Source organism: Nocardiopsis terrae, assembly GCF_014651695.1.
GTDB classification, from domain to species: Bacteria; Actinomycetota; Actinomycetes; order Streptosporangiales; family Streptosporangiaceae; genus Nocardiopsis; species Nocardiopsis terrae.
In genome coordinates, this window is record NZ_BMXJ01000008.1 from 85,862 (window position 1) to 99,318 (window position 13,457).

Below are 13,457 nucleotides of genomic sequence, written 5' to 3' on the forward strand. Positions count from 1 at the left end.
CAATGGGTAGTAGCCGGAAATTTACTCGTGAGTAAGGTTCGGGGGCGCCGGGCGGTGCCGGATGCCGTGTCCCGGCGTGGGTGGGGGTTGGCGGCGCCACGGGGCCCGGATGCAGGTCGGGGCGGGTGTGCTCGGATACGGCTCCGGGGCCGTGCGCCTGTTCGCGCGGCCCCGGAATCCGCCCCTGTCACGATCGGGGCACTATCGTCCGAGCAGCCCGGCCTTCTTCCAGAAGTACCGGCCCAGGCCGGAGATCGCCCCGGCGGTGTCCAGCGTCCTCACGACCTTGCGGGAGAGTTCGGTCTTGCTGTCGATGAAGCGGGGGTTGCGCCGGGCCGTCCGGTGCGCCTCCCGCGGGTCGAGGCCGACCCGCTCGTAGACCTTCCGGTGCACCAGCCGGGTGGCCGAGTAGTAGGTGACCAGGCCCAGGACGAGCCTGCTGTAGGCCTTGTCCAGCCTGCCGCGCCCGATCCAGTCGCGGTGGAACTCCTCGCGGGCGTAGCGGATGTGCCGGGCCTCCTCGATCACGTGGATCCGGGAGGTGGAGCGCACGACCGGCTCGATGCTCTCGTCGTCGATCATCTCCCGCTGGAGCTGGTCGAGGATCTCCTCGACGAAGAGCGCCCCGGCGAAGATCAGCGGCCCGTGGGCGAGGGCCTTGAAGACGTTGCCCAGGACGTGGGCCACGGGGTCGATCCGGTAGGCCCTGGAACCGAGCTTCTCGATCGCCTTCGCGAACATGACCGTGTGGCGGCACTCGTCGGCGATCTCGGTGTAGGCGTACTGGACGTGCAGTGACGTGGGGTCGTTGTGGTAGGCGTGCCGGACCAGCATCTGCATCAGGATGGTCTCGAACCAGATGCCCGTGGCCATGGTGCTGGCCATCTCGAGCCGGGACAGTTCCCTGCGCTGGTCCTCGCTGAGCCGGTCCCACAGGTGGGTGCCGTAGATGGACACCCGTTCCGGGCGCATGCCCCACTTGTCATCGAGGGGAGCCTCCCAGTCGATCTCCACCAGGGGGTCGAAGGAGGCCTTGGCCGAACCTCGCAGCAGGCGTTTGGCGATGTCCTCGCGGTCGGTGAGCTTCGGTGTGCGGACGTTTCCCGCGGACATGGATCCCTCCAGGGGGTTTTCCGTGCCGGAGGCGCGCCGAACGGGCGGTTCGCATCATGTGACCCCGTTCACTCCGATTTTCTAGAACGTTACAATCTCTGTTGACAACGTTCAACGGCGGCGAGGGGCGGATTTACTGATGAGTACGGCTCTCCAGGGTCTCTAGGCTGGTTCCATGGCCGAATACCGTATTGACGAACTCGCCCGGCTCGCCGACACGACGGTGCGCAACGTTCGGGTGTACCAGGACCGAGGTCTCCTCGCGCCGCCCCGGCGTCAGGGCCGGGTGGGTATCTACTCCGAAGCGCATCTGGCGCGTCTGCGGCTGATCGGCCAACTGCTTCGCCGCGGCTACACCTTCGCCAACATCGGCGAGATGTTCCAGGTGTGGGAGCGCGGCGGTGACCTCTCCGAGATCCTCGGCTTCGAGTCCGCCGTGGGGGACGCCTGGAGCGACGAGATAGCCGACTACGTCAGCCTCGGGGACCTGCGGGAACTGTTCGGCAAGGGGGTGACCCCCAAGACCATAAAGCGGGCTCTGGACCTCGGTGTGCTGGAGCGCGACGGGCTGCGGTTCCGGGTCCCCAGCCCCCGCCTCTTCCACGCCGGTGTCGAACTGGTCAAGCTCGGCATGACCGTGGACTCGGTCCTGGACATCGCGGAGAACCTCCGGCTCAAGATCGGTGGCGTCTCCGAGCACATGGTCCGGCTGGTCGCCGACCACATCATCACCGAACACGCCCCCGGGACCGTGATCCAGAGCGAGGACGTCGCACAGATCGCCGAGCTCATCCGCCGGGTGCGCCCCCTGGCCCAGCAGGCCGTGGACGCTGTCCTGGCCCAGGAGATGGCCCACCACCTCACCAACGTCCTGGGCGACCACTTCGCCGAGGCCATGGAGCACCTTCAGGCGCAGGACCAGGCGGGCCAGGACATGGAGGGCCTCCCCGGCCCCTCCTGAGTCCTACGGAGCCCTCCCGGTGCCCGGCCCTCCCGGAACCGCCGGACGGTTCCCCCGACGCTTCGGCCCAACCGACCCCCGCCCCCTCCGACCCCCGAGACCCCCGCTTCCCGCAGACCTCAAGCCCCCGGACGGGCCGCGGGCCCGGACACCACCCCGGTGTCCGGGCCCGCACCCGGTGTCCGGGGCCGCACGCCGGGTCCGGCCCCGCGGATTCCGTCCCGCCTCAGGCTCCGGGCCCCTCGGCGGCGGCCCCGGCCGACTTCCCCCCGGCCCCCTCGGGCCGCTCGGCAACCTCCTCCGCGGCTCCGGTGGAGTCGACCACCGACAGCGGCAGCGACTTCGTGAAGCGGAGCTCGGCGAAGGCGCCGGCCGGGACCGCCGGCTCCCCGGGGAAGACCGGCCTGGTGCGCCGGTACTCCGCGCCCTGCTCCGGCCGGGTGTCCTCCTCGCCCTTGTTCGGCCACATCGACATCGCCCGCTCGGCCTGTGCGGTGATGGTCAGGGACGGGTTCACGCCCAGGTTCGCGGTGACCGCGGAACCGTCCACCACGTGCAGTCCGGGGTGCCCGTACAGCCGGTGGTAGGGGTCGATCACACCGCTCTCGGGACTGTCGCCGATCGGGCAGCCGCCCAGGAAGTGCGCGGTCATCGGGATGTTGAAGATGTCGCCGACCGTGCCGCCCGGGTATCCGTCGATCCGTTCGGCGAGCCGGGTGGCCGCCTCCTGGCCCTCGGGGATCCAGGTGGGGTTCGGCTCCCCGTGGCCCTGACGGGAGGTGAGCTTCCTGCCGCCGAACAGGCCGCGCCTGACGGAGGTGGTCAGGGAGTTGTCCAGGGACTGCATCACCAGGCCGATGATGATCCGCTCGGACCAGCGCCGGTTCGAGAGGCTGCGCATGAACACGTACGGGTGGCGCGCGGCCAGGCCGAGGAAGCGCAGCCAGCGCGGGATCCTCCCGCCGCCCGGTACCTGGATCGCGGTGAGCAGCCCCATCGCGTTGGAGCCCTTGCCGTAGCGGACCGGCTCGATGTGGGTGTTCTCGTTCGGGTGGATGGAGGAGGTGATGGCCACGCCGCGGGTGAGGTCCTCCGGCGGCGGCACCTGCTTGCTCATGGCGCCGACCAGGGCCTCGGAGTTGGTCCGGGTCAGGGTGCCCAGCTTCGCGGAAAGCCGGGGGAGCATGCCGCTGTCACGCATCCGGTGCAGCAGGGTCTGGGTGTTGTAGGTCCCGGCGGCGACCACGACCTGGCGCGCGGTGAACGTGCGGGCGTTCTCCCGGCGCCGGGGCGCGTCGGTGCGCACGGTGTCGACCGCGAATCCGCCGCCCCGGGCCTCGGGGAGTTCGCGCAGCCGCTCGACCGTGGTCAGGGGGTGTACCTCGGCTCCGCCGCGCTCCGCGAAGTACAGGTAGTTCTCGGTGAGGGTGTTCTTGGCCCCGTGCCGGCAGCCGGTCATGCACTCGCCGCATTCCCTGCAGGCCCTGCGCTCGGGTCCCGCCCCGCCGAAGTACGGGTCGCCGACGGACTCGCCGGGGGCCGCCTCGTTGCCCTCGCCGTCGCCGCCGTCACCGAAGCACACACCGACCGGGGTGAGCTTGAAGGTGTCACCGACGCCCATGTCCTCCGCGACGGCCTTCAGATGGACGTCGGAAGGGGTGAGGGTGGGGTTGGTGCGCACGCCGAGCATGCGCCGGGCCTGGTCGTAGAAGGGCGCCAGTTCCGACTTCCAGTCGGTGATGTGCTGCCACTGCGGGTCCTGGAAGAACGCGTCCATCGGGTGGTAGAGCGTGTTCGCGTAGTTGAGCGAACCGCCCCCGACACCGGCTCCGGCCAGGATCATCACGTCGCGCAGGAGGTGGATGCGCTGGATGCCGTACATGCCGGCCTTCGGGGCCCAGAGGAAGTTCTTCAGGTCCCAGGAGGATGAGGGCAGGGTCTGGGGTGTGAAACGTCGGCCCGCTTCCAGGACGCCGACGCGGTAACCCTTCTCGGTGAGGCGGAGGGCGCTCACGGAACCGCCGAAACCGGAGCCGACCACGAGGACGTCGTAGTCGAAACCGTCTGCTGCTGGGGCTCCGTCGGCGGCGGGGGCTTCTGTGCGCTCAGGGGACATGGGTTGGGTCTCTCTCCAGGTCAGGAGCGGATGCCCGTAATGCGCCGGATACGAGTCCGCAACGATGAATGCGCCATCTAGAAATGTGACAATTCATATTGTAATGTTCGTCACTACCGCCGAGTAAGGTGTGTTCCATGTAACACGCGTGGCGTGCTTCGGCGCAAGTTTCGTTCCCCCTCGTCGCTCTTCCCGCGACGGAACACTGGAGGTACACATGCCCAAGGCCCACGATGAGGCCCCCGAGGTGCCTCAGGAAGCGCCTGAGCAGCACGAAGGCAGTGGCGGAACACGCTGGCGCAGGTTCGCCCTCGTCGCGGTTCCCGGCTTCGTGGCGGCCGCGGTTCTCGGCGGGATGACCACCCAGGGTCTTCTCGCGGCCTCCTTCGCCGTCTCCGGGGACAGCTTCAAGCTGTCCGCGGACTCGTTCTCCGGGAGCGGCTTCAGCCAGTACGGCGACGTCGCCAACTCGGTGGACGGCTCCTCCCGAGCGGTCGGACTGTCCACGGTCAACTCCTCCGAACTGGAGAACCTGTGCCTGTCCTCCCTGTGGGACCTGCCGATCGGTGAGGCCACCCTGGTGATCAACGCCGGTGCCGAGAGCCCGGTCGAGGGCAGCAACATGGTCATCGACATCGAACAGCTCCAGGGCAACGCCGAGTTCAGCGCCATCGAGATCGGCCGTGACGCCAGCACCCTGGACAAGGCGGAGAACGGGCAGGGGCCCGAGGGCGGTTTCGGTCTCCAGGCCGACTCCATCACCGTCTCCGACATGGAGATGACCTCGTGGGCGGTCAGCTCGGGTTCGCTCCGGATGACCGGGCTGAACCTGGCGGTCAAGCCCGGCAACCACGAGTGCTTCTGATCCCATGGCCCACCCACTGACCCTGCTCCGCTCGGGATGGGGACGGTTCCGTGACTGGCGACGGACCCGTCCGTTCTGGGGCGGCGTCCTCCTCATCGCAGCCGGAGTCGAGCTGCTGGTCGCACCGGCCGCGCAGAGCCTGATCCTGCCGATCGACCTGATCATCTACGCGGGCATCGCCGGTGTGTCCGGCGCCCTGATCGCCCTCCTGCTGATCACGCTCGGAGTGCTGGGCTGGCTCCAGCCCGCACAGCACGTGTTCTTCGGCCTGGTCGGACTCATGCTCGCGCTGGTCTCCTTCGTGACCTCCAACTTCGGTGGGTTCGTCATCGGGATGCTGCTCGGCATCGTCGGCGGAGCTCTCATGTTCGCGTGGGCCCCCCACGTCCGGCGGCGCCCCCGCAGGCGCCGCCGGGCGGGCGCACCGGACCCCGAGGACACCGAGGGCCGCGAGGAGGACCCCGCGGATCCCGAGCCGGAGGACGACGAACCCTCCGCCGGAGGCGGCATCCGCGCCGAAGCGTCCGAGAGCAACGGCCCCGGGCCCCACCGGGCCGAGACCGTCACCGGGCCGAGCGGGGGGCACCGGCCCCTGGCCGCGATCGCCCTGCCGCTCGCCGCGGCCGTCACCCTCGCCTCGGCGCCTGCCCCCGCTGCGGGCTGGCCCTGGGACTGGTTCTTCCCTGATGACGGGGAGCAGTCCGAGGAACAGCCGTCCGAGGAACCCTCCGGGGAGCCCTCCGAGGAGGCGTCCGGGGATCCCTCCGGGGAGCCCTCCGAGGAACCCGGCGGGGCCGACCCCGACGAGGACGGCTCCGAGGACCCGGACGGGGAGGAGACCGACGGCGAGGAGGAGAGCCCCGAGGACGAGGAGGCCGAGGAAACCGAGGAGCCCGAGGAGGGCAGCCCCGAGGAGTGCGAACTGCGGGTCGGAGACGCCGCCCTCGTCGAGGACGAGGAGGAGTTCCTCGACGCGGTCGTGGCGTGCCAGGCCGCCGAGGAGGAGGACGAGCTCCCGGAGGTCGTGGTCGATGCCGACTACGACTGCTTCCGGGGATCGGTCCGGGACTCCGGTCTCACCGCCGACAGCCTCACCATGTACGGAGCCTGGTACGGGGGCGTGGTCGAGTGTCCGACCGCCGACGGTCCCCGGCGCTACCTCCGGCTCACGATGAGCAGCGGTGACGTCAGCAACGGCGAACTGTGGTTCGACGACGCGGGTGCGCGCCGGAGCCTCGGCCTGCCCACCATGAACCTCACCGGTGACGTGGAGATGCACGTGACCCGAATGCACGTGCGGATCCTCGGTATCCCGCTGACCTTCACCCCGGACTTCCCGCCGCCGCTCCTGCTCCCGATCATGTACGTCACCGATGTGGACGTGGCCAACCCGATGGCGTCCTCCGACACCATGACCATCCCCGACCTGGACGGCCAGTACGGCGGGGGCGCCTGACCTCTTCGAACCTCCCCGCCGGACCCGCGGGGGAGCCCGCAGGCAGGGGTCGGGGGCGCCGTGACCACGGCGCCCCCGACCCGCCGTGTGCGGCCGGGCGGGTCAGGGCACCCGTGCGAGGTGCCCTGACCCGGTCACCACTCCGAGATCAGCTGACTGGGCTGGCCCACGTGCGACACGTACAGTGCGTCCCGGGCCCGGGTGCAGGCCACGAACAGCAGTGTCCGCTCCTGCTGGTAGACGTGCTCCAACGCCACCTGGTCGCCTTCGGCCGCCTCGAGCGCCGCCCTGGGCGGGAGCAGGTGCTCGCTCACCCCCAGCAGGGCCACACAACGGAACTCCTGCCCCTTCAACTGGTGCATCGTCCCGACCCGGACCGCCGAGAGGGCTCCGGCCCCCTCCAACGGGGTGGTCGCCACCCCGCGGGCCTCCAGCTCCTTGGCGATGCCGCGCACCACCCAGTGGTTGCGCCCGGCCACCGCGATCTCGCTCGCGCCCACCCCGGCCTCCAACCACACCCGGACCCACTCGCCCAGCGCGGTGAGCTCCTCGGCCCGGCTGGCGCAGCCGCGTACCACCGGCGCCGGCCCGCGCAGCAGCGAGCGGTACCCGGCCAGGGTGTCGGCGTCGTCGTCCATCCCCAGGGCGGACCGGCGGCCCAGGATCGGCATGCTCCAGTCCAGGATCTCCTGGGTGACCCGGTAGCTGACCCGCAGCCGGTGGCCGCGTCCGCGCACGTTGATGCCGAGCGAGGCCAGGGACACCCGGTTGTCGGACACCCGCTGGTGCGGGTCGCCCACGATGAACAGGTCGTCGGGGCCCTCCGGGACCGCGGCGCGCAGCATCCGCCACTGCGTCGGGTGCAGGTCCTGGGCCTCGTCCACCACCACGTGCCGGTACAGCGGCCCGGACCGGTCCAGCAGCCGGGCGGCCTCACCGGCCAGCTGCGGGTAGGACCACAGGCCCTCCACCCGCATCGCACCCGCGTAGCGCCGAATCGTCTCCCAGACCTGGCGCCGGTGCTCGGGCGCCAGGTGCTGGACGCGGCCGCTGCGCTCGCAGCGGATGTAGTCGGGCAGCAGCTCCAGGCCCTTGGCCAGGATGACCTGCTCCCACTCGTCGACCAGGAAGCGCCCGGAGAAGGGCAGGCCGTCGGCGAGGGCGACCGCACGCCAGCGCTGGGCCAGTTCGTCCCTGCTCGCCATGCGGGGTGCCACACCGGTGTGCGACTGCACGATCGTGCGCGCGAGGCTGTCGATGGTGGCCACCCGCACCCGGGAGCGCGTGCCGGGGTCGGGCAGCAGCTGGTCGAGCCGCTCCGCCAGGGACTGGGCCAGCCCGCGGTTGTAGGTGGTGAGCAGTACGGACTCGCGGTCGTCCTCGGGGTGGGCCGCCGCGTCCAGTTCCGCCAGGTGCGCTGCGCGGTGGAGGGCCATCACGGTCTTTCCGGTGCCGGGGCCCCCGGTGACCTGGACCGATCCGTTGAAGTGGCCCTCGGTCACCTGGTGCTGGTCCGGGTGCAGGGTGATCTGCCACTGGGCGAAGGGGGAGTTGAGCGCGCCGGCGAGTTCGGGCGGGCCGACCGGGGCGAGGGCGGCGCCGTCCGTCCCGGTGGGGGCGTCGGGCAGGGTTTCCGGCCGCAGGCTCCGGGCGTAGCGGAGGGCTTCGGCGCGCGGCCGTACGGTGAGCAGTCGGTAGGGCGGGTCGTCGGATCCGGCCTCCTCGGCCTCCTCGGGTCCGGGGGCGGCATCGGGGTCGGGGACGATGACGCCGGACCAGTCACGGGCGATGCTGACGACCCGGACCCGGGGGTCGGCGGCACCCGCGACGGACTCCAGGCCGGGGCGGTCACCCGCCTGGTAGGCGCGCATCACGGCCAGGGTGTCGAGCTGGACGTCGGGCGTGAGGCGGGTGAAGTCGCTGAGAAACGTCGGTGCGATCGCGAGGGCGGACACGTTGTGGATTCCTCCGGTCTTCGACCTGGTGGCGGCTCTTCTGGACGGTCGGAGCGGACGTTCGGAGCGGGTGGTCCTCGTGTACGGGAAAGCCTGTTTCCGGGCTTCGCTCACACCTGAGACATGCTCGCCGTGGAATTTGGGCAAACGCCGCTCGGGGGACGATTCTCGGCAGCTCTCCGGATCGCTTGCGGTTCCGTGTCTATGCAGTTCAAATGATGTTTTACGGAAGAGTGTTCGAGCGTGTTCCGAAGCTTTTCCGCGGGACTGGGGAAGGCTTTCCGTGACCTGCGGTTCCTTGGGGTGAGGTGGTGGCCGAAAGGGCGGTTATATTGCTGACCGAAACCTGGTTCCCAGGCGGGCGCGGACCTGCTCCGACCGGGTGAGGAGGCGGATCGGCCCGACAGGGGGCGGGGAGACCGAAACCAAGGTGGCTTCCCCGGGGCGGGAAAGGAGGGCTCCCGGGGTGGGAAAGGGGCGGGAAACACGGGACCGCGGTGCCGCGAGTGCGCTGTCTGGCCGGTTGCGGACACGCTCTGTGCGGGAAGCTGTGCGGTGCGAGATCGTGGACGCACCCGGGGGAAGCAGCACGCGTGGTTCAGGACTCTGCCGGGGTCCGTCCTACCCCGGCAGAGTCCTCAACCACCCTAGAGAAGCGGTACCCAGTCCCGGTACCGTCCAAAGCGGGGACTCCGGCCGACCTTTCCCGCATCCTGCCCCACGGCTGTGACAGAACCGCCCCCGGGCACCGACCGCTCCGCCGGGCTCGCGGCTCCCCGCGCGCGCGAACCATGCTCTAACGTTGGACGCGACAAACCGGGTGGAAGGAGCGGGCCGAGCACGTGTCCCCCAACGACAAGAGCCGCATGCGTATCTCGGACGCCGAACGCGACCAGGTCGCCGAGATCCTGCGCGAGGCCGCGGGCGAGGGGCGCCTGGACCTCGACGAACTGGACGAACGCCTCAGCGCGGTCTACGCCGCCAAGACCTACGCCGACCTCGAACCCATCGTGTTCGACCTCCCCACCGGGGCGAACGGCCTCGGCGGCCCCGAGACCGCCGGACCAGCCGCGGGCGCCGCGCTCCCGGCCTTCGGCGCCGGCCCCCTCGCGGGCGGACAGCCGCTGGTCCTCAAGGCCCAGGGCAACCCCGTCGTGCGCAAGGGGGAGTGGACCGTCCCCCACCGGGTCGAGGTCGACGCCCGCTTCAACAACACCAAACTCGACTTCCGCCGGGCCCGGCTCACCACCCCCGTCGTGGAGGTCTGGCTGGACACCTCCTGGGGCAGCGCCGACCTGATCCTGCCCGAGGGCGCCACCGCCGAGGTCGACGTCGACTCCTCCTGGTTCGGCAGCCTGCGCTCCGACGTCGACTCCATCCGACGCTCGGACGCGCCGCACTTCGTCATCACCGGCAAGAGCCAGGGCGGCACCCTCCGGGTGCGGCACAAGAAGCAGGGCGGGTGGGCCGACCTCTTCGGCTGACCCCGTCACCTCCGCACGGACGACCGACCCCTGCGGGGCGGGTGCGCCTCCCGCACTCCGGGACGACCGTGACGGACCGGACCGAGGGATCCCCCCGTGCGCCATGATGGTGGGGCGCGGCAGGGGCCGCGCGGAGAGCGGGAGGTCACGGGGCAGTGGGTATGTGGATCGCGGCGGTCGGCGCTGGGGCGTGCGCTCTCGGGCTCGGCCCCTTCGCCTGGACCTACCTCGCCAGCACGGGCCGGCGCGGCACCGTCGACACCGTCCCGCACCGGCCGGTCGCCGTGGTGCTCGGCGCCGCGGCCTGGTCCGACGGGCCCTCCCCGCTGCTCGCCCGCCGCCTGGACCTGGCCGTTCGGCTAGTGGCGGCCGGGAAGGTCGACCGGGTCCTGGTCTCCGGCGACAACCGCGAGGTCTCCCGCCGCGAGACCGACACCATGACCGACTACCTGGTGGAACAGGGCGTCCCCGCCGAACTGGTGACGGCCGATCCGCACGGGTACCGCACCTGGGACACCTGCGTACGGGTCCGGGAGCTCTACGGGGTCGACGCGGCGACCATGGTCACCCAGTCCTTCCACCTGCCCCGCACCGTCTCCCTGGCCCGGGCCGCCGGGATCGACGCCGTCGGGGTGGGCGACCCCAGTCTCGGCTCCCGCCGCCGGTCCACCCTCATCGGCTACGCACGGGAACTCGGAGCGGCCGCGAAGGCCCTGCGCGACGCCGTCCTGCGCCCCGCACCCGCGAACGGGGAGCTCACCGACAAGGACGCCTAGGGCGGTGACCGCAGGGGTGCACCGGGCCCGTCCCTTCTTGCGGTGATCTTGCTACCAGGGGCGATTTCGGCGCCGAAGTTGCCCCTGGTAGCAAGATCACCGTGGTTCAGGTCCAGTGGTCCGGGTCGGCGGGGGGAGTTCGTGCGTGCCAGAGGGCCAAGGGCAGGAGGGTACGTATCGGGCGTTGAAGCGGTATCTGGTGGAGGTGGTGTACCTGGCGATGGTCGCTGATCGAGCAATCGAGTACCTCGGCCGGGGAGGTCCGCCAGCCTGCCGCTTGGCACAGAAGCGTCATCGCATTCAGTCACCGCACGAGAACCCGCAGGCAGCCGGGGCGAAACACGGCGGAGGATTCCCCTGGACCCGGTGAGAAGCACGACGCCGGAGCCGATTCGCGTAGAACCCCTGAGCCGGGATAATCGGGCGCATGAACGCGACCACGGGAAACGAAGCACACGACAACACGGAGAACGTGGACTGGGCCGCCCTGGCGCCCGAGGGCGGCGAGCGCATCCCCGAGTTGCTCGAACAGGTCGCGACCAGCGACAGCGCCCTGTCCGACCTCCACGACATCATCCACTTCCCCGCCCCCGGACACCGGGCCGCCCCCAGGGCCGTGGACCGGCTGGTCGACATCGCCACCGACGAGGCCACCCAGCCCGCCGACCGCTGGCGTCCCCTCAGCCTCCTGCTGGAGCTGGTCAGCGCGCACGCCGAGGACCGTTTTCCCCAGCATCGGGACCTCGACCAGTGGCGTGACGAGGTGGCCTGGGCCATCTCCAACGACGCCGAGAAGGTGCGGGCGCAGTACCGCACCTGGATGGAGGAGGCGCCCGACGAGCAGCACCACCACCGGATGCGCAACCGCCTCGCCGTGATGGAGGCCGACGACGGCGCCGAACTCCTGCGGGCCGAGCTGGAAACCTACGAGGCCGTTCTCGCCCGGGTCCCCGACCTGGTCACCCTCCTCCACGGCGGCGCCAACCGCGGCGGCCTGGACCGAGCGGGGGAGTGGGTCAGCTACCTGCTGGGCTTCCTGCCCGGCGACGCCGAGCGCATCTCCGCCGAGATCACCGGCGCCTCCCAGGTGCTGCTCGCCAAGGACCTGCGCCCCGCGCCCAAGGCCCCCACCTCGATGCGCGAGGTGATGACCCAGGGGTTGGACAGCGGTGAGCCGCTGCCCGCCGAACTGTTCGCCCTCGGCCTGGTCGCCGACCCCTCCGACGTCGACACCACCGTCGGCCTGGTCCACCAGATGGCCGGCGGCAACCTCTACAACTCCTTCGCCGCCTCGGTGGCCCTGGTCCTCATCCACGGGGAGAACACCCCGCGCGAAGGGCTGCGCAGGATCGGCCGCGGCGGCGGCACCTCCATGGGCTACGAGGGTCTGTTCAACGAGTCGTGGCCGCACTGCGGCAACCGTTCGCCCCAGGTCCTGGGGTTCCTGGCGCTGGGCCGCGCCGGAGACCGCGCCCGCCGCCTGCGCCTGGACATCCTGCCCGGCCTGATCAAGGGCGAGGAGGAGTCGCGCGCCCTGGTCACCGGGGCCGGCCTGGAGATCGTCCTCGGCCCCCGGTCCAGGGGATACACGGTCGAGGAGCACGCCCAGGCCGACTACGACGAGGAGACCCTGAAGGTCCTGTGGGCCATCGCGGAACTGCCCGCCTCGGCATGGCAGGACGAGGAGTTCACCGCGACCCTGAGCGCCTGGGCACTGCCGGACAACGCGGAGGAGTTCTGCGCCCTGGTCGGTGTGGAGCCCGAGACCGAGACCGGGGAGGAGACCGAGGCCGCCGCACCGCAGCGGCAGCAGCCCCAGCAGCAGGCGCCCACCGGTCTCCTCGGCCGCCTGTTCGGCGGGGGCCGCTGACGGCGGGGCCGACCCGCGCCGGACAGGAACACGGTGGTCGGGGACGCCTCTAGGAGCGTCCGGAGCCCTCGGCCCCGGCGGCCTCCTCGGCGGCCCCGGCCAGGGCCTCGTCCACACCGCTCTCGTAGTCTCCGAGGAACGCGGGGTCGGGCCGGAACACGACCGTGCCCAGCGCCGCCACCGCCGCGGGCACCTCCCGGGCCCATCCGTAGACCGTGGCGGTCCTCCGCTCCCGCAGGCTGGAGTCGCCCACCCCGACGGTGTCGATGCCCGCGGCCCGGCACAGCCGCACCGCACGCGGCAGGTGGAAGTCCTGGGTGAGCACCGTGGCCTCCTCCACCCCGAACACCTCCCTGGCCCGCACGCACGAGTCCCAGGTGGAGAAGCCCGCGTAGTCGCCGACCACCCGGTCCCCGGGGACGCCCCGGCCGACCAGGTACTCGGCCATGGCGTCGGTCTCGTTGTAGTGCTCGACACCGTTGTCGCCGGTCACCAGAACCGCCTGGACGCTGCCCGCCTCGTACAGTTCCACCGCCAGTTCCAGGCGCTGGGCCAACAGGTGGCTGGGCAGACCGTCGGGGCGCACACCCGCCCCCAGGACGATGGCCACGGGCCGGTCGGGCACCGAACCCGCGGTGTGGCGCTGGCCGTCGGTGGAGACCAGCACCCACACGAACGGCACGCACGCCAGCACCGTGAACGCCGCGGCCATCAGGGCGAGCGGTCGGCGCCAGGACGGTGGAGCGGGGGCGGACCCGGGCCCCGAGACGGGACCGGGCTCCCGGGCTCGGCCGGGAACGGCGGATCGGGGCTCTTCGGCGGGGTTCTCGGAGGTCGTCACAAGGGGGAGACGTCCGGGGA

At 71.2% G+C, this 13,457-nt stretch carries 10 protein-coding genes; 6 read left to right on the forward strand and 4 right to left on the reverse strand.

The features are described from left to right. Window positions 1-201: 201 nt before the first annotated feature. Window positions 202-1,113: an AurF N-oxygenase family protein gene (locus IE195_RS22385; protein ID WP_191274887.1), complete on the reverse strand. Its 912-nt coding sequence runs from the start codon at window positions 1,111-1,113 to the stop codon at window positions 202-204. Between the two features lie 175 nt (window positions 1,114-1,288). Here IE195_RS22385 and IE195_RS22390 point away from each other — a divergent pair, with 175 nt between their 5' ends. Beyond that, window positions 1,289-2,074, forward strand: a complete 786-nt coding sequence (locus IE195_RS22390) for a MerR family transcriptional regulator (protein ID WP_191274889.1) — start codon at window positions 1,289-1,291, stop codon at window positions 2,072-2,074. Window positions 2,075-2,300: 226 nt separating this feature from the next. On the opposite strand, the gene IE195_RS22395 is transcribed toward IE195_RS22390, so the two are convergent. Further along, on the reverse strand, window positions 2,301-4,190 hold the full coding sequence (locus IE195_RS22395) for a GMC oxidoreductase (RefSeq protein ID WP_191274891.1): 1,890 nt from the start codon (window positions 4,188-4,190) through the stop codon (window positions 2,301-2,303). A 217-nt stretch (window positions 4,191-4,407) separates the two neighbouring features. Between IE195_RS22395 and IE195_RS22400 the strand changes: the two genes are divergently transcribed. Together IE195_RS22400 and IE195_RS22405 are read left to right on the forward strand one after the other, a co-directional pair. Beyond that, window positions 4,408-5,055 carry a DUF6230 family protein gene (locus IE195_RS22400; RefSeq protein WP_191274893.1) on the forward strand — a complete coding sequence of 216 codons (648 nt, stop codon included), beginning with the start codon at window positions 4,408-4,410 and terminating at the stop codon, window positions 5,053-5,055. Window positions 5,056-5,059: 4 nt separating this feature from the next. After that, window positions 5,060-6,511, forward strand: a complete 1,452-nt coding sequence (locus IE195_RS22405) for a DUF6114 domain-containing protein (protein ID WP_191274895.1) — start codon at window positions 5,060-5,062, stop codon at window positions 6,509-6,511. Window positions 6,512-6,645: 134 nt separating this feature from the next. On the opposite strand, the gene IE195_RS22410 is transcribed toward IE195_RS22405, so the two are convergent. After that, window positions 6,646-8,466 (reverse strand): UvrD-helicase domain-containing protein, encoded by a 1,821-nt coding sequence (locus IE195_RS22410; RefSeq protein WP_191274897.1) that lies wholly within the window; start codon window positions 8,464-8,466, stop codon window positions 6,646-6,648. Window positions 8,467-9,308: 842 nt separating this feature from the next. Between IE195_RS22410 and IE195_RS22415 the strand changes: the two genes are divergently transcribed. The 3 genes from IE195_RS22415 to IE195_RS22425 all read left to right on the forward strand — a co-directional run bounded on the left by IE195_RS22415 (window position 9,309) and on the right by IE195_RS22425 (window position 12,596). Then, a complete protein-coding gene (locus IE195_RS22415; RefSeq protein WP_191274899.1) occupies window positions 9,309-9,950 on the forward strand; it encodes a DUF1707 SHOCT-like domain-containing protein in 642 nt (213 codons plus the stop codon). Between the two features lie 155 nt (window positions 9,951-10,105). Continuing rightward, entirely contained in the window at window positions 10,106-10,726 is a 621-nt protein-coding gene (locus IE195_RS22420) for a SanA/YdcF family protein (protein WP_191274901.1), read from the forward strand. Window positions 10,727-11,153: 427 nt separating this feature from the next. Continuing rightward, window positions 11,154-12,596 carry a hypothetical protein gene (locus IE195_RS22425; RefSeq protein ID WP_191274903.1) on the forward strand — a complete coding sequence of 481 codons (1,443 nt, stop codon included), beginning with the start codon at window positions 11,154-11,156 and terminating at the stop codon, window positions 12,594-12,596. Between the two features lie 49 nt (window positions 12,597-12,645). On the opposite strand, the gene IE195_RS22430 is transcribed toward IE195_RS22425, so the two are convergent. Further along, the gene (locus IE195_RS22430) at window positions 12,646-13,308 is read right to left on the reverse strand and encodes a SanA/YdcF family protein (protein ID WP_191274906.1); all 663 of its coding nucleotides are present in this window, start codon (window positions 13,306-13,308) and stop codon (window positions 12,646-12,648) included. Window positions 13,309-13,457 lie beyond the last annotated feature (149 nt).